This is a genomic window from Paraburkholderia sediminicola, assembly GCF_046027355.1.
GTDB lineage: Bacteria > Pseudomonadota > Gammaproteobacteria > Burkholderiales > Burkholderiaceae > Paraburkholderia > Paraburkholderia sediminicola_B.
In genome coordinates, this window is record NZ_JAQQEK010000049.1 from 18,760 (window position 1) to 43,084 (window position 24,325).

A 24,325-nucleotide genomic window follows, 5' to 3' on the forward strand; every position below is an offset into this window, starting at 1 on the left:
GCGCCCTGCAGACGGGCGCGTTTTCATTGCACGTTAGTAGCATCACATCTCGAACAATCAGTCACTCACCGCCACCTGATTCTTCCCGTCCCGCTTCGCGCGATACAAGCCGACGTCGGCCGCTTCGATCAGCTTCGTCACCGGCTCGGCGGCTGACGGCACGAGCGTCGCCGCGCCAATGCTGATCGTCACGACGCCGGTCGCGGAGCCCGAATGCGGAATCGCCAGCGCCTCGATTGCAATGCGGATCTTTTCCGCGAGCAGACGCAAGCCGCCCGCCGACGTGCCCGGCACCACCACCGCGAACTCTTCACCACCGAAGCGCGCCGCGAGATCGGCCGAGCGTCCGAGGCACGATTCGACGGTTTGCGCGACCCGCTTGAGCACTTCGTCGCCGGCGACGTGCCCATAGGTGTCGTTGTAAGCCTTGAAGTTATCCACATCGATCATCAAAAAGCCGAGGCCGGTTTTGTCGCGTGTGCTGCGACGCCATTCGGCGGCCAGATATTGATCGAGATAGCGGCGATTCGACAGTCCCGTCAGGCCGTCCGAATGCGTGAGCCGTTGCAATTCCAGATTCGTTGCGAGCAATTGCTGCTGCGATTGCCGCAGCGCCTTGTACGCCTCGTCGCGTTGAATCAGGTTCAGATACGAGCGCGAGTGATAGCGGATGCGCGCGATCAACTCGATGCGATCCGGTAGCTTCACCAGATAATCGTTGGCGCCGGCGGCGAAGGCCGCGCTTTTCACGAGCGGCTCTTCCTTGGTCGACAGCACGATGATCGGAATATCGCGCGTCGCCGGATTCTGCCGGTATTGGCGCACGAGGGTGAGACCGTCCGTGCCCGGCATCACGAGGTCCTGAAGGATCACCGTCGCGCGCGTTTCCGCGGCGCAGCGCAGCGCTTCTTCAGGCGACGCGCAGTAGTGAAAGTCGACGCTCGCTTCGTCGGCCAGCGCCTGGCGAATCGCCTCGGCGATGATCGCCTGGTCGTCGACCAGCAACACCATGATCGGGCACTCGGCTGCGGGCGGATTGCCGAGGATGCGCGCCAGGGCGTCATCGATCGCGAGATTGGGGGCGACCACCGCGTCCGACGCAAGGTCCTGCGCGGCGGCGTTTTGATGCGGTTCAGGAGTGTCCATGTGTTTCACCCAGAATGAGTGTCAGTGATTCGAAGCGGATCATAGGCGGCACGTGTGCGGCTAGCGCGCGTTGACCGCGGTCGCGAGCGCGGCAGCGATGCGCGGCAAGGGCAGGATCGCGGCGGCGGCGTCGAGCGCGGCAGCCGCTTTCGGCATGCCGTACACGGCGCTGGTCGCCTCGTCTTGCGCGATCGTGTGATAACCCTTGGTGCGCATCGCCTTGAGCCCGATCGCGCCGTCGCGGCCCATGCCGGTTAGCAGTACGCCGATGGCACGCGCCGGCCAGCGCGCCACCACGCTGTGAAAAAACACGTCGACGGAAGGGCGGTAAGGCGTCTCTTCCGGCACGCGCGTGTAGCCGAGCACGTTGGGCAGTCTGAGATGCAGATGATCATCGGTGGCGGCGAGCAGCGCGATGCCCGCTTGCGGACGGTCGCCTTCGCTGGCGATTCGCACCGGCAGCGCCGATTGCTGGTTCAGCCAGTCCGCCATGCCGGCCGCGAACGCCGCGTCGACGTGCTGCACGATGACGATGGCCGCTGCAAAATCCCTGGGCAGGCCGGCGAGCAGCGTGGCAAGCGCCGCCGGTCCGCCCGCCGATGCACCGATCGCCACCAGCGGCGTGTCGCGGTTCGTCGCGCAGGCGGACGACGACGCGGCCGCCGCGCCGGGTGCATTGCGTTCCTTGACGAGCGCCGCGATGCGGTCGATCTTCGCGATCAGCGTGGCGATGCTCTTGTGCGCGTCGGGACCGCTGAGCGACGGCGTATCGACGGCGTCGAGCGCGCCCGCGCCCATCGCTTCATAGACGCGCCATGCGTTGGCGCCCACGTCAACGGTGACGATCAGGATCGCGCATGGGGCGCGCGCCATGATGCGGCGCGTCGCCTCGATGCCGTCGACGTTCGGCATCACCAGATCCATCAGCACGATGTCGGGCCGCTGCGCGGTGCAGAAATCGACCGCCTGCTGGCCGTCCTGCGCGATCCACAGCACCTCGTAGTCGTGGCGCGCCGCGAGCGCGCGACGCAGCGCCTCGACGGCGAGCGGCATGTCGTTGACGATTCCGATTTTCATCCGTTTTTACCCGTAGGTTTAACCGTAAGCTTCGCCGATCAGATCACGCACCGCATCGAGCAGTGCTTCGTCATGAAAACTGCCTTTCGCCAGATAGTAGTCCGCGCCCGCGTTCAGTCCGGCGCGGCGGTCTTCTTCACGATCCTTGTACGACACGATCATGACCGGCAGCGACTGCAACTGCGGATCGCGCTTGATGAGCGTGACGAGTTCGATGCCATCCATGCGCGGCATGTCGATGTCGGTGATGACGAGGTCGAAGCGCTCGCCGCGCACGGCGTTCCAACCGTCCATGCCATCGACGGCGATCGTCACGTCGTAACCGCGCGTGGCCAGCAGCTTGCGTTCGAGTTCGCGCACGGTGAGCGAATCGTCGACCACCAGCACGCGGCGCGTGGCGCGCTGAGCCGCGTGTGCGACGCCGTGTTGCGTGTGCTTGAGATCGCCGCCCGCCACGAGCCGTTCGACGGAACGCAGCCAGTCGTCGACATCGGCGATCAGCACTGGATCGCCGTTCTCCATCAGCGCGCCGGCGGTGATGTTGCGGATCTTGCCGAGACGCGGATCGAGCGGCTGCACCACCAGCATCCGCTCGCCGAGAAAACGGTCGACCACCACGCCATAGGTTTGCGGGCCGTCGCCGATCACGATCATGCTGACGGTGCCGCTTTCATCCGCGGGCGGCGCGGTGTCGAGAATCTGATGCGCGGTGACGACGCCGATGCGCCGGCCGGAAAAGGCGATGTGCTGATGCCCTTCGAGCAATTCGATCTCCGCGCGGCTCACGTGCAGCGTGCGGTTCACATGCGCGAGCGGCACCGCGTACGGCTCGCCCGCGACTTCGATCAGCAGGCTGCGGATCACCGAGAGCGTCAACGGCAACTGCAGTTGCACGCGCGTGCCGAGGCCGGGTTCATGCGTGATTCGCACCGTGCCGCGCACGCGTTTGACGACGTCGTGCACCGCGTCGAGTCCGACGCCGCGGCCCGAGACCTCGGTCACCTGATCGCGTAGCGAGAAGCCCGGCAGGAACAGGAATTCGAGCAGCTCGGCTTCGGATAGACGCGCGACCGTTTCCTCGCTCGCGAGCTTCTTGCGCACGATCGACGCGCGCAAGGCGTCGAGATCGATGCCCGCGCCGTCGTCGGAAACGGTGATGAGCAGTGCACCGGCCGTGTGACGCGCGTCGAGCGTGAGCGTGCCTTCTTCCGGCTTGCCGCACGCGAGGCGCACGGCGGGTGTTTCGATGCCGTGGTCGAGCGCGTTGCGCAGCATATGGCCGAGCGGCGCTTCGAGCAGATCGAGAATGTCGCGGTCCACCTGGGTCGATTCGCCGACCAACTGCCAGCGCACCATCTTGCCGAGCGAACGGGCGACGTCGCGCACCATCCGCGCGAGGCCACCGGTGCCGTCGCCGAAAGGACGCATGCGGCATTGCAGGGCGGCGTCGTAGAGTTGCTGCGACAGATGCGTCGAGCGGCGGTCGAAGCTCTCAAGATCGGCAAGACGCTCGGCCAGCAGATGCTGCGATTCGGCGGTGAGGCGGCGGACTTCTTCGAGCGCGGCTTGGGCGCGCGGGTCGAGCTTGAGGTCGGCGAGCGTTTCGTGCAGTTGATCCAACGCGCGGGTGCTGTCGCGTTGGACGCGCTTTACGCGCAGCATCGATTGCGCGAAGGGTTTTAGCCAGCGCGATTCGACCAGCGATTCGCCTGACAAAGACAGCAGGCGGTCGAGGTTGTCGGCGCGCACGCGCAGCATGCGGCCGGCTTCGGTGGTTGTGGCGCTTGTGCCTCGTACGCTGCTCGATGCGGGTGCCGTGGCGGGCGTATTGTCCGGTGCGGACGGTGGCGCGGAGGAAGCCGGTGTGGCTTCGGCGCGCAGCGCATCGGCTAGCAGGTTGAATGCGGCGTCTGCGCCTGCGCCCGAACTTGAGCCCGAAGGTATCGAGGCGACCGAGGCTGTTGGCGGCTCGGTGGCAATGCTGCGCGCGGGTTCAAACGGCGCGGCTGCCGATGGCGTCACATCCCGCCGCATCGTCGCGCCATGCGGCACCACACCCGCCATACGCGCCTGCAACGCCGCCACACACGTGCCGACCGCGTCGCGAGCCGACTCGTCTTCATCGTTGCCGATGCGCGCGACGATATCCACCCCGCGCAGCAACTCGTCGATCCAGGCCGAGTCGAGCAACGCACGCCCTTCCTGCGCGGCGACGAAGCAATCCTCCATGGCATGCGCTAGCTCGACACCGACCTGCACGCCGACAATGCGGGCCGCGCCCTTCAACGAATGCGCGGCCCGCATGCAGGCCTCGAGCGCGCCGGCATCGCGCGGCGCGCGGTCGAGGGCGAGCAGGCCGTCGTTGAGCACGCGCGCCTGCGTCCGCGCTTCTTCGCGGAACAGATCGATCAGCGACGGGCGGCGTGGGTCGTCCGTCATCCGAGACTCCGGTTCAAGGTGTCGAAGAGCGCGTCGGCATCGAGCAGGCCGACGCTCATGCCGCGCCACGGCGCGACTGCGCGCGTATGCGCGGCGGCGGCATGCGAAAGTGTGGCGGGCGGCGGGCAAAAGCTGGCCGTCGCGATCCGGTGCACGCCGTCGACCTGATCCACCGGGAACACCGCGTGTTCTTCAGCGCGCGAGACGACGAGCAAGCGCGGCAGATCCTGACGCGCGCGATCGTCACGTACGGCGCCGCCGCCGGTTTCGGAGCCGAGCAGATGCGCGAGCGACAGGCACACCAGCAACTCGCCCTGCACATTCACCACGCCCAGCACCGCGCGATGCTGCCGATGCGGCAACGTATGAATCGGCCGCGTCTGCACGATGCGTTTGAAGATCGGCGTGGGCAGCGCAAGCCATTCGTCGCCGATGCGAAAAACGAGGAACGATTCGCTTGTGCCCTGCACATTCTGTTGCGGTTGCGCCCGTGCGCGCACGTCGTGCTGCGAGAGATCCACCAAGGGAATCGGCCGTTCCAGCAGCTTGGCCGCGGCCGCTTCGAACACCGGGCAATTCAGGCAGCGCACGTATTCGACAAGACGCTCGCACGACGAATCGCCGCGCACGCCGATGCGATTCCAGCAATCGTCGAAGCTCACCGTCTGCGCGTCAGCCACGTTGCGCTCCCTGTGCGCGCGACGCGCGTTGCATCAACAGGCGCGCACCGTCGCGGTCGCCCTCGAGTTCGAGCAAGGTCGCGAGATGCGCGAGCGCTTCCGTGTGCTGAGGGTCGAGATACAGCGCCTTGCGATAGTGGCTGCGTGCGAGGTTCGCATCGCCGTTGGCATCGGCCAGGACGCCGAGCAGATAAAACGCGTCGGCGTGCGGGGCGTGGTGTTCCAGATGGGCGTTGATCGCCGTGGCGGCTTCCGCGAGGCGGCCGGCGTCGGCCAAGGCGTGCGCGGCTTGCAATGTGTCGCGTGCGGCGTTGGTCGGCGGCGACAGCGGTTTGTGTGCCGGCAGCGGAGCGGCCATCGATGTCTCGCGCATGTGCGGCGCGACGTTGTCACGCGGCGAGAACTGCGTCACACCATTGAACGGCGTGCGCGCAACCGGATCGGGCCACGCAAAAGGCTGCGCGGAAAACACGGGTGGCGGAGCAAGCGCCGGCACCTGCGAACGTGTCATTGCGAGCGCGGCGGCAGTGGCGAGCGGCGCGGTGTGCCAGCCCTTCAACTGCGGCTCGTCGGGCGCGCCGCGATGAAATGCGAATGCCAGCGGGATCTTTGCGGACTGCATGCCGTAACGCATCAGCAGCCCGGTTTCCGCGGGACCGACGAACAGCGTGCCGTTTTCGGCCAGCACGCTATTGAGCGCCTGCAAGGCTTTTTGCTGCGCATCGCGGTCGAAGTAAATCAGCACGTTGCGGCAGAACACGAAATCGTAGACGCCAAGCGACGATGCGTCGAGTTGCATCAGATTGGCCCGCGAGAACCGCACCGCTTCGACGATGCGCGGCGCGAGACGCCAGCCGTCTTCAGTGCGCGCGAAGTGCGCGTCGCGAAACGGAAACGCATTGCCGCGAAACGAATTGCGTCCGTAGACGGCGCGCTGTGCTACTGCGAGCGAGCGCTCGCTGATATCCATTGCGTCGATGCGCAACTGCGCGGCGTCGATGCCTGCGTCGAGCAGCGTCATCGCGATCGTGTACGGTTCTTCGCCGGTGGAGCACGGCAGGCTCAGGATGCGCAGCGGCAGTGCGTTGCCGCGCTCCGCGAGACGCTCATGCGCGAGCCGCGCGAGTGCTTTGAACGCGTCGGCGTCGCGGTAGAACCAGGTCTCCGGCACGACCACCGTTTCGATCAGCGCCTGCACCATCGAAGGCGAGCTTTGCGCGGCTTCCCAATAGTCGGTGAGCGTGGCTTCGGCGCGGCCTTCCGCGCACCACGCCGCCGCGCGCTGATCCACCGCGCGCTCGATCGCACTATGGCCAAGCGATGCCGCATCGAGCCCGATGGTCCGATGCAGCAGCTCGGCGAAGCGTCGATAGAGCGGTGCGTTGTCGTGATGCGCGTTCATGCGTGCGCCTCGGGGAACAGCATAGCTTTGACGTCGTCGGGCAGCAGATGCTCGACGCGGATCCACTGTACGAGGCCGCCCGCTTCGCTCGCGACCGGGCCGAGATAACGCGCGTGCGGCATGTCGAGACCGGCATCCTGAAACGCCGTCATGTCCAGTCGAATGGTGCGCGTCGCGCCTTCGAGCAGCAGCGCGAGCAAGCGCGTCGTGCCCGCATGCGGATAGCGCACCAGCACGATGCGCGTCGACATCAGTTGCGCGGCGGGACGGCCGAGCGCGAGCGCCGGCAGATCGATCAGCGGCAGCGGCCCGCCTTCGTGATCGAGCACGCCCGCCACCCACGACGGCGCGCCGGGGATCGTCTTCGGCGGCGACTGCGGCGTGAGCGGCATCAGACGCTCCACCTGCGTCGCGTCGATCACATACCGTTCGCTATCGAGCGTGAAGAGGATGAAGAGCATCGGCGTGTGCGTGGGCGGTGGAGGGGCGTGCGAGTGTCGGCTTCGATCAGCGCGCCGTGGCGCGTCAGGCCGTCACCTTGAAGCGCGACACACCGGTGCGCAGACTGTTGGCGACGTGCGTCAGATCGTCGATCGCCTGAGTCGACTGGCGCAGCGATTCCGCCGTCTGCTGCGCGGCTTCCGAGAGTTGCGTCAGCGCCTGGGTTATCTGCTCGGCACCGGTGGCTTGCGTCTGCATGCCCTCGTTGACCATCGAGAAGCGCGGCGCGAGCTGCTGCACCTGTTGGATGATCTGCGTGAGATGACCGCCGACGTTCTGCACGTCGAGCATGCCGCGCCGCACTTCTTCGGAGAACTTGTCCATGCCCATCACGCCGGCGGCCACCGCGGACTGGATTTCCTTGACCATCTGTTCGATGTCGTAGGTTGCCACGGCGGTTTGATCGGCGAGGCGGCGAATCTCCGTTGCCACGACCGCGAAGCCGCGGCCGTATTCGCCGGCTTTCTCGGCCTCGATCGCTGCGTTCAAGGAGAGCAGATTGGTCTGGTCCGCGACCTTGGTAATCGTGGCGACAACCTGGTTGATGTTGCTGGCCTTCTCGTTGAGGATCGCGAGCTTCGCGTTGACCGAGCCGGCCGCTTCCATCACGAGACGCATGGTTTCTTCCATGCGCGCGAGGCCGGCGTGACCCGTGCCCGCGAGCGCGGCCGACTGGCCGGCCACTTCCGACACTTCGTTCATGGTGCGCAGCAGATCGCGCGAGGTCGCGAAGATCTCACGCGACGTAGCGCCGATCTCGGTGGTGGTGGCGGCGGTTTCGTTCGCGGTGGCTTGTTGCTCGCGCGAGGTCGCGGCGATTTCCGTCACCGATGTCGTCACCTGTACCGCTGACTTCTGCGCCTGGCCGACCAGCGCAGTGAGTTCGTCGGTCATGCGGTTGAAGCCCGCTTCGAGCGCGCCGATTTCGTCCGCGCGATTCAGTTGCAGGCGTTGGGTCAGGTCGCCTGTGCGCATCACGTCGACAACGCGCAGCACCTTGGCCATCGGCGTGGTGACGGCGCGCAGCAGCCAGTATCCGGCCAGCACGGCGACGACGGCGGCGACCAGCAGCATCACCAGCAGCACGATGCGGGTCGTCTCGACCGAGGTGCGGATGCTTTCAGCGGCTTTGTCGGCGTCGGCCTTGTTGTTTTCGACCAGCTTGCGCGCCGAGAGACGGCCCGCTTCCCAGATCGGCGTGAGTTGCGTGTTGAAGATACGCACGGCGTTTTCTTTCGAACTCGGCAGGGCGTTCAGCAGCGATGCCTGGATCGGCAGGTACTGCGTGTGTTGCTGGCGGAAGTCGTTGAAGAACTCACGATCGCTGTCGCGGAAGATGGTCGCGCCGTAGTCGCCGAGGAGCTTCTGCAGCGTTTGCTCGGTGTCTTGCAAACGATCGGTGTCGCGCTTGACGGAGTCGGGGTCCGCGTCGACATAGATGAGGCGCTGCGTGACGGTGTAGTTCTCGAACCAGGCCGCGCGCATCGCGGTCGCATAGTAGAGGCCCGGCATCGAGTCCTGCTGCTGGCTCTTCGCGTCGCGGTCGATGCCGCCCAGCTGCTCGAAGGTGACGATTGCCATTGCCAGCATCACGATCAGCACGATCCCGAAGCTGCACAGAATCCGTTGCCGGATGGTCCATTGTTTCACGCGCACGCCCCTTACTTTTGTCGCTTGTCTCGACCCGTGTTGTCGACGTGGTCCGATCCTGCGATCGACGGGCCGGAGAGCTTTGCGGGTTGTCAGATTTATCCGACAGATTATGCGGCGAATTTTACATTGATCGGTGGAATGGGGTAGTGGGTATCGCGCTTGATTGGGTGGCGGCGCTAGCGCGAGTGATTGCGCGGACCTTGCCATCAACTGGAACGGGATACGACCATTTTTCCCGCTTGGGAAAAATGGTTTGCGCTGTGGCGGCCGAGCGGTCGCTTGCGTCCTTCCTTTCTTTCTCAGTGGCGAGCATTGCCACGCGACTCCGCGCGCCGCGTTACATGGGTAATGTCCGGTTACCACTTGCAGCATCTATTTCCGCGCGCGCCAGCCACAATCTGTTCCATGCCTGAACGGCGGGGAGTCAAACATGAAAAAGATCGCAGTGGCGTTGTTGATGGTGGGAAGTCTGAGCGTGGCGGACCAAGCGTCGGCGCACGGTAATGGCGGCGATGTCGTCGGTGCGCTAATCGGCGGGGCCGTGCTCGGGGCGGTGGTGACCTCGGCGCTGAATCCAGCGCCGGTGGTGGCTTACCAGCAGCCTGTGTATGCGCAACCGGCGTATCAGCCCGCGCCGGTCTACGCGCAAGCGCCGCCGGGATACTGCTATGACCCATACCAACGTGCCTATGTGGCGTGCGGTGCGCCGCCGCCGGCGCAATACGGATATCCGCAACCTCAGCCGGGTTGGTAATCAATCGCGGAACGCGCGCATCGTTGCGCGCGCCATAGGCAAAAAGGCCGTCGTGTTACGCGACGGCCTTTTCATTTCAATGCGCGACTCAGTGCCTGTGATGCAGCCACTCCGCATAGTGCGTGTCAAGCCAGCGCTCGAGTCTTTGCGGCTTTGTCTTCTGGTGGTAGTGGGACGCGGCCCAGATAGCAACGCCGACCAGCAGCATGACAGCAGGCCCCAGCAAATAAGCGATCAACGATTCAGACATGGGAGCCTCCGTATCGAGTTGCGTCCACCCTTCAGTTTAGGCGATGAAATGCGGGAGAAAAGGTCCGCGTGATGCGATTGTGGCGAGTGCCTGGTTCCGGCGTATTTCTCACCTTTGAAACCTAGTGGAAAATCTTATTTTCTCTTTTAAAACAAAAAGTTGATTCAGATTGAATTGATTTTGTGTACCATCAAAATCACTTGATTTGAAGGCTCGGCGGGCCAGTTGTTCGTTCAGCGCGCGCTGGTCGGCGGCTTTCGGGCGGCTTCGATCTGCGCATCCACGAAATCCGCCCATTGCTGCACAACCCGACGCTGTTCCGCCGCATTTTTTTCCGCGCTCGCGCCTTGCTTGATGCGCTCGGACATATCGGCCGTGTTCTGATCGAGCACGTCTGACGGCTTTGCGATCTCGCGCAGATGCGCCGTTGCTGTACGCCGGAAGTCATGCAGGACGAAATGCTCCACGTCGAGGCCGAGTGCCTTGACCGCCTGATTCAGCGTACTTTTGGCGATCGGCCGATCGTCGCCCCTGACGCTCGGGAATACGAAGTGTCGGCTGGCCCTGGCGTCGTGAAGCTCGCGCAACATCGAAACCGCCTGCTGCGAAAGCGGTACGCGCTGATCGCGATCTTTTCTCAGACGGGCAGCGGGTATCGTCCACGACGCTCTGTCCAGATTGAATTCGGCCCACGTCGATTCAATCAGGTCCGATTTCCGCACCATCGTCAGCACCAGCAAGTGCAGCGCCAACTTCAGCGGCCGGCGAATGCTCGACGCGTCGATCGAGCGAAACATGGCGCCGATCTCGTCGCCCGAGAGCACGCGGGTGCGGCTGTCGAACGTGGCGATGGAGCGCGCCGGCACGACCTCGGCCGGGTTGCTGGCCGCGAGTTGCCGCGCGATCAGATACTCGTAGAGGCGCTTGACCACATTGCGCGTATGCAGCGCCATTTTCGGCGAACCGCGGCTCTTGATTCTGTCGCATATCGCTACGATGTCATCGGCGGTGACCGCCTTGATCGGCATGTGGCCGATGGCGGGCAAAACATCCTTGTCGAGCGCGCGACGCGTGGTGCGGCGGTATTCCTCCGACTTGCCCGCCATTTCCGTCGCGAGATAAAGCTCGGCGGCTTCGCGCAGCACATCGGCTTTGCTTTCCGCGCCGCGGTCGCGCCGCGCCGTGGCGACCGGCGAGATGCCTTGCGCGACCATCTCCGCGTACTTTTGCGCCTTGGCCCGCGCGACGCGCAACGAGATCATCCGGTAGTCGCCGATCGTGGCGAGCGGCTGACGCTCGCCGTTCAACGTGTAGCGGAAACGCCAGACCTTGGTGCCGGTCGTCATGACTTCGATGACGAGGCCGTTGCCGTCGGCGACGCAATAACGGGTGGCGCGCGGTTCGAGCGCGCGGATCTGGGCTTCGGTGAGGGGGACGGCTAAGCGGGGCATGCTCGGATCGCTGACACTGATATGCGGACAGCGGCGATTTTAAACCTTATGGCGGCTGTGTACCAAAGATTTAGCGATTTTTGGGTCAACGCAGCGGAATTTCGCGCTCGCGAATCTGCGCTTTGAGTTACGCCGAAGGCCTTTATAGTTATGACTTCGGCGCCTACCAACCGACCCTCGCTCACTTCCCAATACAGAACCTACTAAAAATCACTCCGAGCAGGTCGTCCGAACTGAACTCACCAGTGATCGAATTCAGCTGATCCTGCGCGAGGCGCAGTTCCTCAGCGAACAAATCAAGCGCTTGCGAGTTCTGATCGGCATGCGCGGCTGCAGTCGCCAGATGCTCCTCGGCGGCGCGCAGTGCAATCAGATGCCGCTCGCGCGCCAGATACACGCTTTCCGCGCCCGCTTGCCAGCCGGCGATCCGCAGCAACTCGTCGCGCAACAGCGCAACACCGTCGCCCTGTTTCGCCGACAGCCGCACTTCGCTCAGATCGAGGTCGGCGTCGAGCGCCTGCGTCGCCGGCGCGAGGCCGGTCAGGTCCGTCTTGTTCAACACGCGCACCACCGGCACACCGCCGGGAAAGCGTCCGGCAATCGCCTCGTCTTCCGTCGTCATGCCGGTGCGCGCATCGAGTAGATGAAGCACCACATCCGCGCGCTCGATTTCGCTCCATGTGCGCGCAATGCCAATCTTTTCGACTTCGTCCTCGGTATCGCGCAGGCCGGCTGTGTCGATCACGTGCAGCGGAATGCCTTCGATCTGAATCGTCTGCGCGACCTTGTCGCGCGTCGTGCCGGCGATCGGCGTGACGATGGCCAGCTCCGCGCCGGCTAGCGCGTTCAGCAGCGACGATTTGCCGACGTTCGGCTGCCCGGCCAGCACTACCGAGAGTCCTTCGCGCAACAACGCGCCTTGCCGCGCTTCGCTCAGCACGTGTGCTAGGCGCTCGCGAATGCGCGTGAGCTTGCCGCGGGCGTCGGCGGCTTCGAGGAAGTCGATCTCTTCTTCGGGGAAATCGAGCGTCGCTTCGACCAGCATGCGCAGCGTGATTACGTCTTCGACCAGCGCGTGAATGTCGCGCGAAAACGCGCCGTCCAGCGAGCGGCCCGCCGAGCGCGCGGCGGCCTCGGTGCTGGCTTCGATCAGATCGGCGACCGCTTCGGCTTGCGCCAGATCCAGCTTGTCGTTGAGAAAGGCGCGGCGCGTGAATTCGCCGGGCTCAGCCAGGCGCAAACCGAACCCGCGGCCGGCGTCGATGCAACGCTGCAGCACGAGTTGCAGCACCACTGGACCGCCGTGGCCTTGCAGTTCGAGCACATGCTCGCCCGTGTAGGAATGCGGCGCCGGAAAGTAGAGCGCGATGCCGCGGTCGAGCGCATTGCCGCTGGCGTCGAGAAAAGGGACGTAGCTGGCGTGGCGCGGCGCGAGTGTCTGGGCGGTGAGCGCCTGCATCAGCGGCTGGGCCGCGGCCTCTCCCGCGCGGCCGAACGAAATCCGCACGACACCGATTCCTCCACGGCCGGGCGCGGTGGCAATGGCGACGATCGGATCGGAATCGGTGGTGAGCATAGAAAGCGTGGCAAAAACGGAGAGGAGGGCAGGGCGGCGTCGGTCAGCGCGGCGCGAGGCATTGTAACGCGGGCGCATCCAGCGGCCGTGTCGCAGCGCTCTCGTTGATGGCGGAAGCTGACTTATCCAGGCAGTTGGGATTTATCTCAAACGAGCTAGGATTGCTACTGCGTATCTTGAGAATAGATAAGAGGTTGTAGGACGGCGAAGTCGCAGACAGGCGCACCAGGCAAGGAAAAAACACCAAATTCTACAAATTCGGCAGACCCATTGCCCGAAGCGGCCCGCAAGCTAAAAGTATCTCAAATACGCTAAAACTAAACTTGCTTGGTTGTCAAGTGATTGAACGTTGAATTGCACAATTCGGCCCATGCCGACCAATAAAGAAAAAGCCGCCTTCGCCAAACGGTTGAAGGACCTGCTGGAGCCGCTGAAGATTCGCGGCGGGACCAAGCTTGCCGAGCAGTTCAACCTTCGCTATCGAGGCGAGCGAGAGGTCACGCCGCAAACCGCTCATAAGTGGTTATCTGGTACGACGATTCCGAAGCCCGATAAGTTGCGTACGTTAGCCGAATGGTTGAACGTCAAGGAGCATTGGCTGCACTATGGACCGTCGCCGGGCGTGAACGCGAGGCCGTTGGCGCGTGGCGAGAAATATCCGCCGTCGGCGGAAACGATCGAGCTTGCTTCCAAGATCGAGTCGCTCACGCCGAAAGACCGCTTTCTAGTCGAAGAGATGATCGTGCGCTTTTACGGTGAAGACGCGGAAGAGGAGTGATAGCGGCATCGCGAGGTGTAGCCACGCCGCGAGCATGAAAAAAGCCGCCCGGTTCGCACCGGGCGGCTTTTCTATTGCTGCTATCAGAGCTTCAAGAGAGAGTGGGCGTTGCCGCCCACCTCAGGCAAAACATCATCAAGCCGCTTTGGCCTTCGCCTGACCCATCATGCGCGTGATGTAGTACTGCTGGGCGATCGACAGCACGTTGTTCACGACGTAGTACAGCACCAGACCGGCCGGGAAGAAGAAGAACATGACCGAGAACGCGATCGGCATGAACATCATCATCTTGGCTTGAACCGGGTCCGGCGGCGTCGGGTTCAGCTTGGTCTGCAGGAACATCGAGACGGCCATCAGCACCGGCAGAATGAAGAACGGATCTTGTTGCGACAGATCGTGAATCCACAGAATCCACGGTGCGCCGCGCATTTCCACCGACGACAGCAGCACCCAGTACAGCGAGATGAACACCGGAATCTGAATCACGACCGGCAGACAGCCGCCGAACGGATTGACCTTCTCGGTCTTGTACAGCTCCATCAGCGCCGAGTTCATCTTCTGCGGATCGCCCTTGAAGCGTTCGCGCAACGCTTGCATGCGCGGCGTGATCGCCTTCATGCGCGCCATCGACTTGTAGCTCGCGGCCGACAGCGGGAAGAACACGGCCTTGATCAGCAGCGTGAGCAGCACGATCGACCAGCCCCAGTTGCCGACATAGCTGTGGATCTTCTCGAGCAGCCAGAACAGCGGCTTCGCGATGATCGTCACCCAGCCGTAATCCTTCACCAGTTCCAGACCCGGCGCGATGCCTTCGAGCATGCGCTCTTCTTCCGGACCGGCGAACAGGCGCGCGGAGACGTCGACAGTTTGGCCCGGGGCGATGGTCGGCACCGGCTGCTTCACGCCGACGCGATACAACGCCGGATCGATCTTCTCGACGTAAATGTCGCGCTTCACGCCCTGCTGCGGAATCCAGGCCGACGCGAAGTAATGCTGGACCATCGCGATCCAGCCGTTGTCGGCCGAGGTCGCGTAATCCTGCTTGTTCTTGTCGACGTCGCCGAACGTCATCTTCTGGAAGTGATGCTGGTCGGTGTAGACAGCCGGCCCGATGAACGTGTGCGAGAAGCGCGGCGTTTCCACCGGCTGATCGTCACGCACCAGTTCCATATAGACCGACGGGCTCACCGGCGTGGTGCCGACGTTCTGGATCTTCGTGTCGACGCCGATCACATAGCTGCCACGCGTGAACGTGTAGGTCTTGATGACCTTCACGCCACCTTTCACCGGCGATTCGAAGCTGAGCTGGAACGACTTTTCGTTGCCCGTCAGATCGTGTTGCTGATTCGGCAGCGGCGTGTAGATGTCGTTGTGATTCGGGAAATCGCCGCCGAGCAGGCCCGTGCGCGCCAGATACGTGTGGTTCGCGGTGCGGTCGAACAGCGTGATGACGAGATCCGGCTGCTTGCCGTCGCCTTGCTTCACGAGCGACAGCTTCGACAGCGTGCCGCCGCGAGTGTCGATTTCGCCGCTATAGACGTCGGTGTTGAACTTGATCAGTTGCGATTGCGTCGCCGCCGGCGCGTTGCCCGGTGCGGCTGCGTTCGTGGCCGGCAGATCGGCGGGCTGGGTTCCCGGCGTCGTGGTTCCCGGTGCGGCGCTACCGACGGTCTTGGTCGGCGTGGCGCTCGGGAAGAACATCGACGGGCGTCCGTGGTCGCGTTGCCAGTTGTCGAACAGCATGACCGCTGACATGAAAAAGATGACCCATAGGACGGTGCGTTTGATATCCATGCGTTGTCTCAGTGTCGATGGAACGGCGCGTCAGCGCTTTTCAGAAGTGGGAGGCGGGACGAGATCGATGCCACCCGCGGAAAACGGGTGGCAGCGGCAAATACGCCTGGCGGCGAGATAAGTCCCGCGCGCGGCGCCATGATACTGGATTGCTTCGCGCGCGTAATCAGAGCAGGAAGGGTAAAAACGGCACCGGTTGCCGAGCATTGGGCTCACGGCAACCTTGTAGAAACGCAATAAAGCGATGAGTACCGTTTGCATGGCTAGTGCGGCCGGACGGCGCCGCGCAACGTGGAGTACCGGGCGACGCCCGCGCAGCACGGCCGCCGGAGCGGCCTGAACTGCAAAGCGGGCGGTCACTTGAGCGTCATTCCGTCTTGGGCGCTTCCGCGGGCGGCGCCTCGCGACGGGTCACTTCGCGCGCGGCCTTGTCGAGCAGCGCCTCAATTTCGCTGCGGCACAGCGCCCTCAACGGCGGCGACGAGGCGCTCGGCAAAGCCTTCTTGTCGAAGCGCGTGTGCAAACGCAGCAGCACATCCCAACCGCCGAATTCCGCGCGACGCAGCCGGAAGGCTTCGCGCGCGATTCGACGTACCAGATTACGCGTGGCCGCGCGCGGCGCATACTTCTTGCCGATCACGAGGCCTAGGCGAGCTTCGTTGCCGGTGGGCCGGCCGTACACCACGAAGTGCGCGGTGCGGCGCCACGGGCGCAAACGAAAAACGGATGAAAATTCATCCGTTTTCAGCAGCCTTGCGGCTTTAGGGAAGGCGGCTTGCGCTCGCAACGGAACCGAGCCCTGTTGCTGCGCCCCAGCCGTTCCCGCCTTACCGCTGGCGTCGCTTGGCACACACAGTGCGCGCAATCCGCTCGCCTGCCTTAGATGGCGAGGCGCTTGCGGCCCTTCGCGCGACGTGCGTTGATGACCTTGCGGCCACCTGCGGTCTTCATGCGAACGCGGAAGCCGTGGGTGCGCTTGCGACGGGTAACGGAAGGTTGGTAAGTACGTTTCATGTTGCTCTCACTTGATCGACTGATCGAAAATTAACCGCACGATCATCGCTGAAGCGGCAATGGCCGGGCGTTTACAGAATTGGTTTTCGCGGAACCCGCTATTTAAACCGGTTTTTCGTTGACCGTCAATAGTTTAGCCTGGTTCGGCCGCGCCCCGCGAGGAGTTCGCCTGATGATCCGTCCCTGTGGATAACTCCCTTGCGGGTCCGTTTTGGCGTTAGAATCTCGCCTTACTTCCCAAAAATCCTGCACGCCGCTCCGGCTCGCTTGCCCCGCAAACCCTTGTGGCACAAGCGCCTGGAGCCATTGCGCCTGGTTAGTCTGGCTGCTCAGGGCCTTGTTGCGTGCGCGCGACAGGGGCAGCGGCAACCGCCGTGCACACCATAACGACAGCAACTCGATGAACGATTTCTGGCAACACTGTTCCGCATTGCTGGAGCGTGAGCTTACGCCCCAGCAGTACGTGACGTGGATCAAACCGTTGGCCCCGGTCGCCTTCGACGCCGCTGCGAACACGCTTAGCATCGCTGCGCCGAACCGTTTCAAGCTCGACTGGGTCAAGAGCCAGTTCTCCGGCCGCATCGCGGATATGGCCCGCGATTTCTGGCACGCCCCGGTCGACGTCCAATTCGTACTCGATCCGAAAGCCGGCATGCGCGCCCCTGCGGCAGCCGCGCCGGCACCGGCGCGTCCGGCTTCCGCGCCTAGCTCGATGGGCGGTAGTGCCGGCAATGGCGCTGCGGTGGACGCAGCCGTCGGCGCCGTGCAAGCGGCGCAGGCCGTACGCGCGAACGGCGCAAACAGCGCGATGGCCAACCTCAACGCGAATGCCCGCGCGGCAGCTGAACACCACGCAAACGCACGCGCCGCGGCTGAAGATTCCGCCGACCTCGACCTGCCCAGCCTCGACGCAAACGAAGCCGCGGCCGCCCGCCGCACGTGGCGTCCGGGCCAAAGCGCCGGCTCGAACGGCAACGGCGAAAACGACTCGATGTACGAGCGTTCCAAGCTGAACCCGGTGCTCACCTTCGACAACTTCGTGACCGGTAAGGCCAACCAGCTGGCGCGCGCTGCGGCGATTCAGGTCGCGGACAACCCCGGTATCTCGTACAACCCGCTGTTTCTCTATGGCGGCGTCGGTCTGGGCAAGACTCACCTGATCCACGCGATCGGCAACCAGCTGTTGATGGACAAGGCCGGCGCACGGATTCGCTACATCCACGCGGAACAGTATGTGTCCGACGTGGTGAAGGCGTACCAGCGCAAGGCGTTCGACGATTTCAAGCGCTACTACCACTCGCTCGACCTGCTGCTGATCGACGATATTCAATTCTTCTCAGGCAAGTCGCGCACGCAAGAGGAATTCTTCTACGCGTTCGAGGCGCTGGTCGCCAACAAGGCGCAGGTGATCATCACCAGCGACACGTATCCGAAGGAAATTTCGGGTATCGACGACCGCCTGATCTCGCGCTTCGACTCCGGCCTGACCGTCGCGATCGAGCCGCCCGAGCTGGAAATGCGCGTCGCGATTCTGATGCGCAAGGCGCAATCCGAGTTCGTGAGCCTGAATGAGGACGTCGCGTTCTTCGTCGCGAAACACTTGCGTTCGAACGTGCGTGAGCTCGAAGGCGCGCTGCGCAAGATCCTCGCGTATTCGAAGTTCCACGGCCGCGAAATCACGATCGAAGTGACGAAAGAAGCGCTGAAAGACCTGCTGACGGTGCAGAACCGGCAGATTTCGGTGGAAAACATCCAGAAGACCACGGCTGACTTCTACAGCATCAAGGTCGCGGACATGTATTCGAAGAAGCGTCCCGCGAACATCGCGCGGCCGCGGCAGATCGCCATGTATCTGGCGAAAGAGCTGACCCAGAAGAGTTTGCCGGAAATCGGCGAACTGTTCGGCGGGCGCGACCACACCACGGTGCTGCACGCGGTGCGCAAAATTGCCGACGAGCGCAGCAAGGACGCGCAACTGAACCACGAACTGCACGTTCTGGAGCAGACGCTGAAGGGCTGAGCGGTCTGTCTGGAAAAAACGACCTGTTTATTTCCAAACTCGCCCCCATTTTAGTGAGGCGGTTCCGTTTTCAGGCACAATACAGGTTTAACCGCCCGGCGGCCGCGGGCGGATTTCACGCCGTGACAGGCGCTGCGTGGCGCCGGCGGGGAGCCACGGCTGCGTGCTGGAAAGCTGTCCTGGCAAGGCGCGCAGGCCGTTATATCAACGAAGGAACTCTATGCAACTGGTCAAGACCGAACGCGATAACCTCCTCAGGCCGCTGCAAACCGTGAGCGGCATCGTCGAACGCCGCCATACGTTGCCGATCCTCGCCAATTTGCTGATTACCAAGAACGGCCCTGATGTGTCGTTCCTGTCGACCGACCTCGAGTTGCAGATCACCACGCGTGCCGATTTCGGCGTGGGCGGCGATTCGGTGGCGACCACGGTGGCAGCGAGAAAGCTCCTCGACATTCTGCGCGCCATGCCCGACGGGCAGGTCACGCTCACGCTGAACGACAAGCGTCTGACCGTGCAATCCGGCAAGAGCCGCTTTGCGCTGCAAACGCTCGCCGCGGACGAATTCCCGACGGTCGCGCAAGCTAAAGACTACGGCGCGAACCTCGTGGTTCCCCAGAAGACGTTCCGCCAGTTGCTCGGCATGGTCCATTTTTCGATGGCCCAGCAGGACATCCGCTACTACCTGAACGGCATGCTGCTGGTGGTGGACGGCGACCAGCTGATGGCGGTCGCAACGGACGGCCACCGTCTGGCGTTCTCGTCCATGAAGATCGAAGGCTCGTTCCAGCGTCAGGAAGTGATCATTCCGCGCAAGACGATTCTGGAACTCCAGCGTCTGCTGGAAGACATCGACGACACGCTGAAGATCGACATCGCGCAGACGCAGGTCAAGTTCACGTTCGGCCAGGTCGAACTGGTGTCGAAGCTGGTGGAAGGCAAATTCCCCGACTTCCAGCGCGTGATTCCGAAGTCGCACAAGAATCAGTTCGTGATCGGCCGTGAAGAACTGCAGCGCTCGCTGCAACGCGCCGCGATTCTGACCTCGGACAAATTCAAGGGCGTGCGCTGCATCATCGAGCCGGGCCAGTTGAAGATCATGTCGACCAACGCCGATCAGGAAGAGGCGCAGGAAGAACTGGAAATCGCATACGACGGCGACAGCGTCGATATCGGGTTCAACGTCACGTATCTGCTCGACGTGCTCGCGAACCTGAAGGTCGACACGTTGCAAGTGAGCCTGGGCGACGCCAGCTCCAGCGCGTTGATCACGATTCCCGAGAACGACGAATTCAAATACGTCGTCATGCCGATGCGCATCTAACGCGTCCAACACCAAAGAACACACCAAGGGGCGCAGCGCCCCTTTGGCGTTTTTATGGTGATTTGAAAAGTCCCGAGCAGCAACCTTGCAGCAACGCAGAACCGGAAAAAATCCATGACTGAAACGAACAATTCGCAACCCGACAACAGCTACGGCGCATCCTCGATTCAGATCCTCGAAGGTCTGGAGGCGGTGCGCAAGCGGCCCGGGATGTACATCGGGGATACATCGGACGGGACCGGTCTGCATCACCTCGTATTCGAAGTGCTGGACAACTCCATCGACGAAGCGTTAGCGGGGCATTGCAACGACATCCAGGTGATCATTCACGCGGACAACTCCATTTCCATCACCGACAACGGCCGCGGCGTGCCGACCGGTCTGAAGATGGACGACAAGCACGATCCGAAGCGCAGCGCCGCTGAAATCGTGATGACCGAGTTGCACGCCGGCGGCAAGTTCGACCAGAACAGCTACAAGGTGTCCGGCGGCCTGCACGGCGTGGGCGTGTCGTGCGTGAACGCATTGTCCGCGTGGCTGCGTTTGACCATTCGCCGCGACGGCAAGAAGCACTTCATGGAATTCCACCGTGGCGTGCCGCAGAACCGCATTATCGAAGAGATCGACGGCGTGGCCGTTTCGCCGATTCAAGTTACCGGCGAGACCGAGAACCGCGGCACCGAAGTGCACTTCCTCGCCGACGAGACGATTTTCGGCAACATCGAATATCACTACGACATTCTGGCCAAGCGGATTCGCGAACTGTCGTTCCTGAATAACGGCGTGCGAATCAAGCTGACCGACCAGCGCACCGGCAAGGAAGAAGATTTCGCGTTCGTGGGCGGCGTGAAGGGCTTTGTCGAGTACATCAACAAGAACAAGTCCGTGCTGCACCCGAACATTTTCCACATCAGCGGCGAGAAAGACGGCGTGGGCGTGGAAGTGGCGATGCAGTGGAACGACAGCTACAACGAAAACGTGCTGTGCTTCACGAACAACATTCCGCAACGTGATGGTGGGACGCACTTGACCGGTTTGCGTGCGGCGATGACGCGCGTGTTGAACAAGTACATCAACGATCACGAAGTCGCGAAGAAGGCGAAGGTTGAGACTTCTGGCGACGATATGCGTGAAGGGTTGTCGTGCGTGCTGTCGGTGAAGGTGCCGGAGCCGAAGTTCAGTGCGCAGACGAAGGACAAGCTGGTGTCGTCGGAAGTGCGCGCGCCGGTGGAGGATGTGGTCGCGAAGGCGCTCGAGGAGTTTCTGCTTGAGACGCCGAATGACGCGAAGATTATTTGCGGCAAGATTGTGGATGCGGCGCGCGCGCGGGATGCGGCTCGGAAGGCGCGGGAGATGACGCGTCGGAAGGGTGTGCTCGACGGCGTTGGTTTGCCTGGGAAGCTGGCGGATTGCCAGGAGAAGGATCCGGCGAAGTCTGAGATTTATATCGTCGAGGGTGACTCGGCAGGCGGGTCGGCGAAGCAGGGTCGGGATCGGAAGTTTCAGGCGATTCTGCCGCTGCGCGGTAAGGTGCTCAATGTGGAGAAGGCAAGGTATGACAAGCTGCTTTCTTCGGAGCAGATTGTTACGCTGATTACCGCTCTCGGTTGCGGGATTGGTAAGGAAGACTACAACCTCGATAAGCTGCGTTATCACCGCATCATCATCATGACCGATGCTGACGTTGACGGTGCGCACATTCGGACGCTGTTGTTGACGTTCTTCTATCGGCAGATGCCGGAGATGATCGAGCGTGGGTATATCTATATCGCGCAGCCGCCGCTGTTCAAGATCAAGGCGGGTAAGGATGAGCGGTATTTGAAGGATGAGGCTGAGGTTAATGCTCACATTTTGAAGCTGGCTTTGCAGGGGTCGGAGTTGCTGGCTTCTGAAGGTGCTACGCCGATTACTGGGGATGCGTTGGGTGAGTTGGCTCGGGCTTATTTGCTTGCTCAGGCTGTTGTTAACCGGTTGAGCCGGTTGTATGACGCTGGGGCGCTCGAGGCTGTGATGGATGGGATTGCGATCGATCTGTCCAGCGAGGAAGCGGCTGATGCATCGGCTAAGGCTCTGGAAGCGAAGCTGCGGGATGATCCGTTGAAGCCTGAAGTTAAGGTCACGACGATGTATGACCCGGTGCGTGAATTGCGCTCGCTGCGGGTTGCGAGGACGCATCACGGGAATCAGAAGATTTCTGTGTTGGATCAGGATTTTCAACTCACTGCTGACTATCAACAGCTGATCAATACCGCTAATACGTTTAAGGGGTTGATTGGGGTTGGGGCTGTCATTAAGCGTGGTGAGCGGAGTATGGCGGTTACTGACTTCAAGTCCGCTATGAAGTGGTTGCTGGCTGATGCTGAGCGCAATATTTCGAAGCAGCGCTATAAGGGGCTCGGTGAGATGAACCCTGGGCAGCTTTGGGAGACGACGATGGATCCGACCGTGCGTCGCTTGCTTCGTGTGCAGATTGAGGATGCTATTGCTGCCGACGGCATTTTCACTACGCTTATGGGGGATGATGTGGAGCCGCGGCGGGCGTTTATTGAGTCGAATGCGTTGAGGGCGGGGAATATTGATGTTTGATGTTGTAGGTTTTGCAGGGAAACGGAAATCGTTGGACTAACGCCAAGTTAGCTGGACTCGAATGTAGGGAAATGATTAGATTTTCGTGCTTGTCATCGGACAGCACTGAACGGTAGGTGCGCGTCGCATGTATTGAGGGGCGATTCGGCTGTGGTTGGCTCGAATTGCCCGATGGCGGAACTCTGAGGGTTATAGGTGAAAAGCCTGTAACCCTTTACGCGTTCGGGTGTGGGGCAATACCGCTATGGAGGTGGGTTCGATCAACATCGCGGAGGAGAATCAGGTGCGCGCGTATCGGGTCTTCTTTTTTTGAAACGATGCAGTTACCAGAGCCTTCGAACGCTCGGTGACGCGCGCACGAAAGCTTACGTCGAACAATGCAAGGTCGCAGGGTCACAGCCGAACGCCAAGTATTTGCTCGACCTACGCTTCCATGATTTGCGGCACAGGGCCACAACTCGACTAGCTTCGATTTTCCCAATGCATGAACTAACAAAAATTACGGGGCGCAAGGACCGCGCATGCTGATGCGCTATTACCATCCGCGCGCTGAGGACTTGGCGAAGGGCTCATGTGACCAACGACCGCGTCCCTAGAGCCTCGGACGGTTGGCGGAGCAAGCGCCCGCCAACCTCGCGCCTAGAACTAGTGATCTACAGAAACGGCGTGTGCGGGACTTTTTAACAAGCTCGCTTCGGGCAGCAACGCGCTTGCCATTTGCAATCCAACAAGAACCTGATAGAGACGGGGAGCCATGGAAACCATTCGCATATTTCTTTCGTACAGCTGGGAATCTGAAACACACGACACATGGGTTAAAAGACTCGCAGACCGGCTGGATCGCGCTCGCGCAATTGCTGTATAGCGCGCTGGCGTCGTCCGTTCAGTGCTCGTCCACAACGCCTGCGGCGCCTGTGGCGGCGCCCTTAACTTGCGCGGCACCGGCATTCGCGTTCGAATCGGAGTAGGAAACGAACCGCGAATGGCTGGCTTCTTCGTAACTGGTGGCAGGGCACAAAACCGGGCCCACCTCGACTCGCCGATCAGGAAAATAAGAGCCTGCTCTTGCGCCTGCGAGGATCGATCACTTAGATGGTGAGCGACTAATGCCATTGTCTCTAACTCGAATATTCAGGCCGGCGGCTCACTTCGCGCGATCTCTATCCAGCCACGGTCGAACGTAAACGTTCGCGCATGAGCGACGGGATCTTGAATGCGCAAAATTCGCGATTGTGCAAGGTCGGTTGCGTGCTCGACGACGTAAAGCCAGTACGCGGGGCCACGCTCTCGAGCATACTCGAACTGGACCCGAGAAAGGCCCACAGGACGGTTCGCGAGCGAGCCGGTCATTGACTTCACCTCGATCCATCGGATGGGCTTGCCGGAGCTGTCTTTCTCGTAGAGGTCATACCCAGGGTTACCTTCCGGTGTGCGGCACAGCGTCGGCTCCAACTTGATGATCTGCTCAATGGCTTGCTCCTCGATCTTCATTCGTGCGGCATGGTCAATGCCGTCTGGATCAGCCTCCTGCTCATTGGGATGTGCGCCCACATATGAGATAAAGGAACGACTAGCCGCTTGTCCGGGCGATCTTCTATCATGAGCACTGCTGCCGGTCCCGCTGGGCTCGCCTGATCGCCCGGCGCCCTCGTGCGAATCGCGGGCTCCTAGGCGGCCACCGTCTAGCGTACCCCCTTTACCTGTGCGCCTTTGCCCTCCTCCTGCATCGCGTGTTATGGCATCGTCACCGCCGTCTGGATCGAGCGTGCCAGAGGGGATGTCTGGCATATCGTCACCGTACAAGTCGTTTGCAGCACCGTAAACATCCTCGTCGTGGGGGGGGGGGGGGGGGCGCCCCCCCCCCCCCCCCCCCCAGGTCT

20 protein-coding genes and 1 pseudogene are annotated in these 24,325 nt (G+C 62.3%); 6 read left to right on the forward strand and 15 right to left on the reverse strand.

Features of this window, described 5'->3' with window-relative positions:
* Positions 1–57 precede the first annotated feature (57 nt).
* From PQR42_RS41940 to PQR42_RS41970, 7 genes are all read right to left on the reverse strand, one after another.
* Positions 58–1,146 carry a diguanylate cyclase gene (locus tag PQR42_RS41940; RefSeq protein WP_408383881.1) on the reverse strand — a complete coding sequence of 363 codons (1,089 nt, stop codon included), beginning with the start codon at positions 1,144–1,146 and terminating at the stop codon, positions 58–60.
* Positions 1,147–1,206: 60 nt separating this feature from the next.
* The gene (locus PQR42_RS41945) at positions 1,207–2,223 is read right to left on the reverse strand and encodes a chemotaxis response regulator protein-glutamate methylesterase (protein ID WP_408212132.1); all 1,017 of its coding nucleotides are present in this window, start codon (positions 2,221–2,223) and stop codon (positions 1,207–1,209) included.
* Between the two features lie 18 nt (positions 2,224–2,241).
* Positions 2,242–4,662 carry a hybrid sensor histidine kinase/response regulator gene (locus PQR42_RS41950; protein WP_408383880.1) on the reverse strand — a complete coding sequence of 807 codons (2,421 nt, stop codon included), beginning with the start codon at positions 4,660–4,662 and terminating at the stop codon, positions 2,242–2,244.
* Entirely contained in the window at positions 4,659–5,342 is a 684-nt protein-coding gene (locus PQR42_RS41955; RefSeq protein ID WP_408383878.1) for a chemotaxis protein CheW, read from the reverse strand. The genes PQR42_RS41950 and PQR42_RS41955 overlap by 4 nt, the downstream gene beginning before the upstream one ends.
* Positions 5,335–6,744 (reverse strand): CheR family methyltransferase, encoded by a 1,410-nt coding sequence (locus tag PQR42_RS41960; RefSeq protein ID WP_408383877.1) that lies wholly within the window; start codon positions 6,742–6,744, stop codon positions 5,335–5,337. Before PQR42_RS41960 ends, PQR42_RS41955 begins: the two co-directional genes overlap by 8 nt.
* A complete protein-coding gene (locus tag PQR42_RS41965) occupies positions 6,741–7,205 on the reverse strand; it encodes a chemotaxis protein CheW (protein ID WP_408383876.1) in 465 nt (154 codons plus the stop codon). Before PQR42_RS41965 ends, PQR42_RS41960 begins: the two co-directional genes overlap by 4 nt.
* A gap of 64 nt (positions 7,206–7,269) precedes the next feature.
* Complete coding sequence (locus PQR42_RS41970; RefSeq protein ID WP_408212147.1) at positions 7,270–8,895, reverse strand: methyl-accepting chemotaxis protein; 1,626 nt, start codon at positions 8,893–8,895, stop codon at positions 7,270–7,272.
* A gap of 433 nt (positions 8,896–9,328) precedes the next feature.
* Between PQR42_RS41970 and PQR42_RS41975 the strand changes: the two genes are divergently transcribed.
* On the forward strand, positions 9,329–9,652 hold the full coding sequence (locus PQR42_RS41975; RefSeq protein ID WP_408383875.1) for an ecotin precursor: 324 nt from the start codon (positions 9,329–9,331) through the stop codon (positions 9,650–9,652).
* Positions 9,653–9,740: 88 nt separating this feature from the next.
* Here PQR42_RS41975 and PQR42_RS41980 read toward each other — a convergent pair whose 3' ends face one another.
* The 3 genes from PQR42_RS41980 to mnmE form a co-directional block, all read right to left on the reverse strand.
* Positions 9,741–9,902, reverse strand: coding sequence for a hypothetical protein (locus tag PQR42_RS41980; RefSeq protein WP_012434883.1), 162 nt, complete (start codon positions 9,900–9,902; stop codon positions 9,741–9,743).
* Between the two features lie 233 nt (positions 9,903–10,135).
* Positions 10,136–11,353: a tyrosine-type recombinase/integrase gene (locus tag PQR42_RS41985; RefSeq protein WP_408383874.1), complete on the reverse strand. Its 1,218-nt coding sequence runs from the start codon at positions 11,351–11,353 to the stop codon at positions 10,136–10,138.
* Between the two features lie 181 nt (positions 11,354–11,534).
* Positions 11,535–12,929, reverse strand: a complete 1,395-nt coding sequence (mnmE, locus tag PQR42_RS41990) for a tRNA uridine-5-carboxymethylaminomethyl(34) synthesis GTPase MnmE (protein WP_408212157.1) — start codon at positions 12,927–12,929, stop codon at positions 11,535–11,537.
* A gap of 370 nt (positions 12,930–13,299) precedes the next feature.
* Between mnmE and PQR42_RS41995 the strand changes: the two genes are divergently transcribed.
* A complete protein-coding gene (locus PQR42_RS41995) occupies positions 13,300–13,707 on the forward strand; it encodes a transcriptional regulator (RefSeq protein WP_012434886.1) in 408 nt (135 codons plus the stop codon).
* Positions 13,708–13,842: 135 nt separating this feature from the next.
* On the opposite strand, the gene yidC is transcribed toward PQR42_RS41995, so the two are convergent.
* The 4 genes from yidC to rpmH form a co-directional block, all read right to left on the reverse strand.
* On the reverse strand, positions 13,843–15,501 hold the full coding sequence (gene yidC, locus PQR42_RS42000; RefSeq protein WP_408212159.1) for a membrane protein insertase YidC: 1,659 nt from the start codon (positions 15,499–15,501) through the stop codon (positions 13,843–13,845).
* 30 nt (positions 15,502–15,531) lie between these two features.
* Positions 15,532–15,762: a membrane protein insertion efficiency factor YidD gene (gene yidD, locus PQR42_RS42005; RefSeq protein WP_007180115.1), complete on the reverse strand. Its 231-nt coding sequence runs from the start codon at positions 15,760–15,762 to the stop codon at positions 15,532–15,534.
* A 106-nt stretch (positions 15,763–15,868) separates the two neighbouring features.
* On the reverse strand, positions 15,869–16,366 hold the full coding sequence (locus PQR42_RS42010; RefSeq protein WP_408212162.1) for a ribonuclease P protein component: 498 nt from the start codon (positions 16,364–16,366) through the stop codon (positions 15,869–15,871).
* A 14-nt stretch (positions 16,367–16,380) separates the two neighbouring features.
* Entirely contained in the window at positions 16,381–16,515 is a 135-nt protein-coding gene (gene rpmH, locus PQR42_RS42015; protein ID WP_004198824.1) for a 50S ribosomal protein L34, read from the reverse strand.
* Positions 16,516–16,915: 400 nt separating this feature from the next.
* Between rpmH and dnaA the strand changes: the two genes are divergently transcribed.
* The 4 genes and pseudogenes from dnaA to PQR42_RS42035 form a co-directional block, all read left to right on the forward strand.
* Entirely contained in the window at positions 16,916–18,535 is a 1,620-nt protein-coding gene (gene dnaA / locus PQR42_RS42020; protein WP_408212165.1) for a chromosomal replication initiator protein DnaA, read from the forward strand.
* 220 nt (positions 18,536–18,755) lie between these two features.
* Positions 18,756–19,859, forward strand: a complete 1,104-nt coding sequence (dnaN, locus tag PQR42_RS42025; protein ID WP_007180118.1) for a DNA polymerase III subunit beta — start codon at positions 18,756–18,758, stop codon at positions 19,857–19,859.
* Positions 19,860–19,973: 114 nt separating this feature from the next.
* Positions 19,974–22,445 (forward strand): DNA topoisomerase (ATP-hydrolyzing) subunit B, encoded by a 2,472-nt coding sequence (gyrB, locus tag PQR42_RS42030; protein ID WP_408383872.1) that lies wholly within the window; start codon positions 19,974–19,976, stop codon positions 22,443–22,445.
* Between the two features lie 316 nt (positions 22,446–22,761).
* Positions 22,762–23,041: pseudogene (locus tag PQR42_RS42035) on the forward strand (site-specific integrase); the annotation flags it as partial.
* A gap of 535 nt (positions 23,042–23,576) precedes the next feature.
* Here PQR42_RS42035 and PQR42_RS42040 read toward each other — a convergent pair.
* Complete coding sequence (locus PQR42_RS42040; RefSeq protein WP_408495578.1) at positions 23,577–23,936, reverse strand: protein NO VEIN domain-containing protein; 360 nt, start codon at positions 23,934–23,936, stop codon at positions 23,577–23,579.
* Positions 23,937–24,325 lie beyond the last annotated feature (389 nt).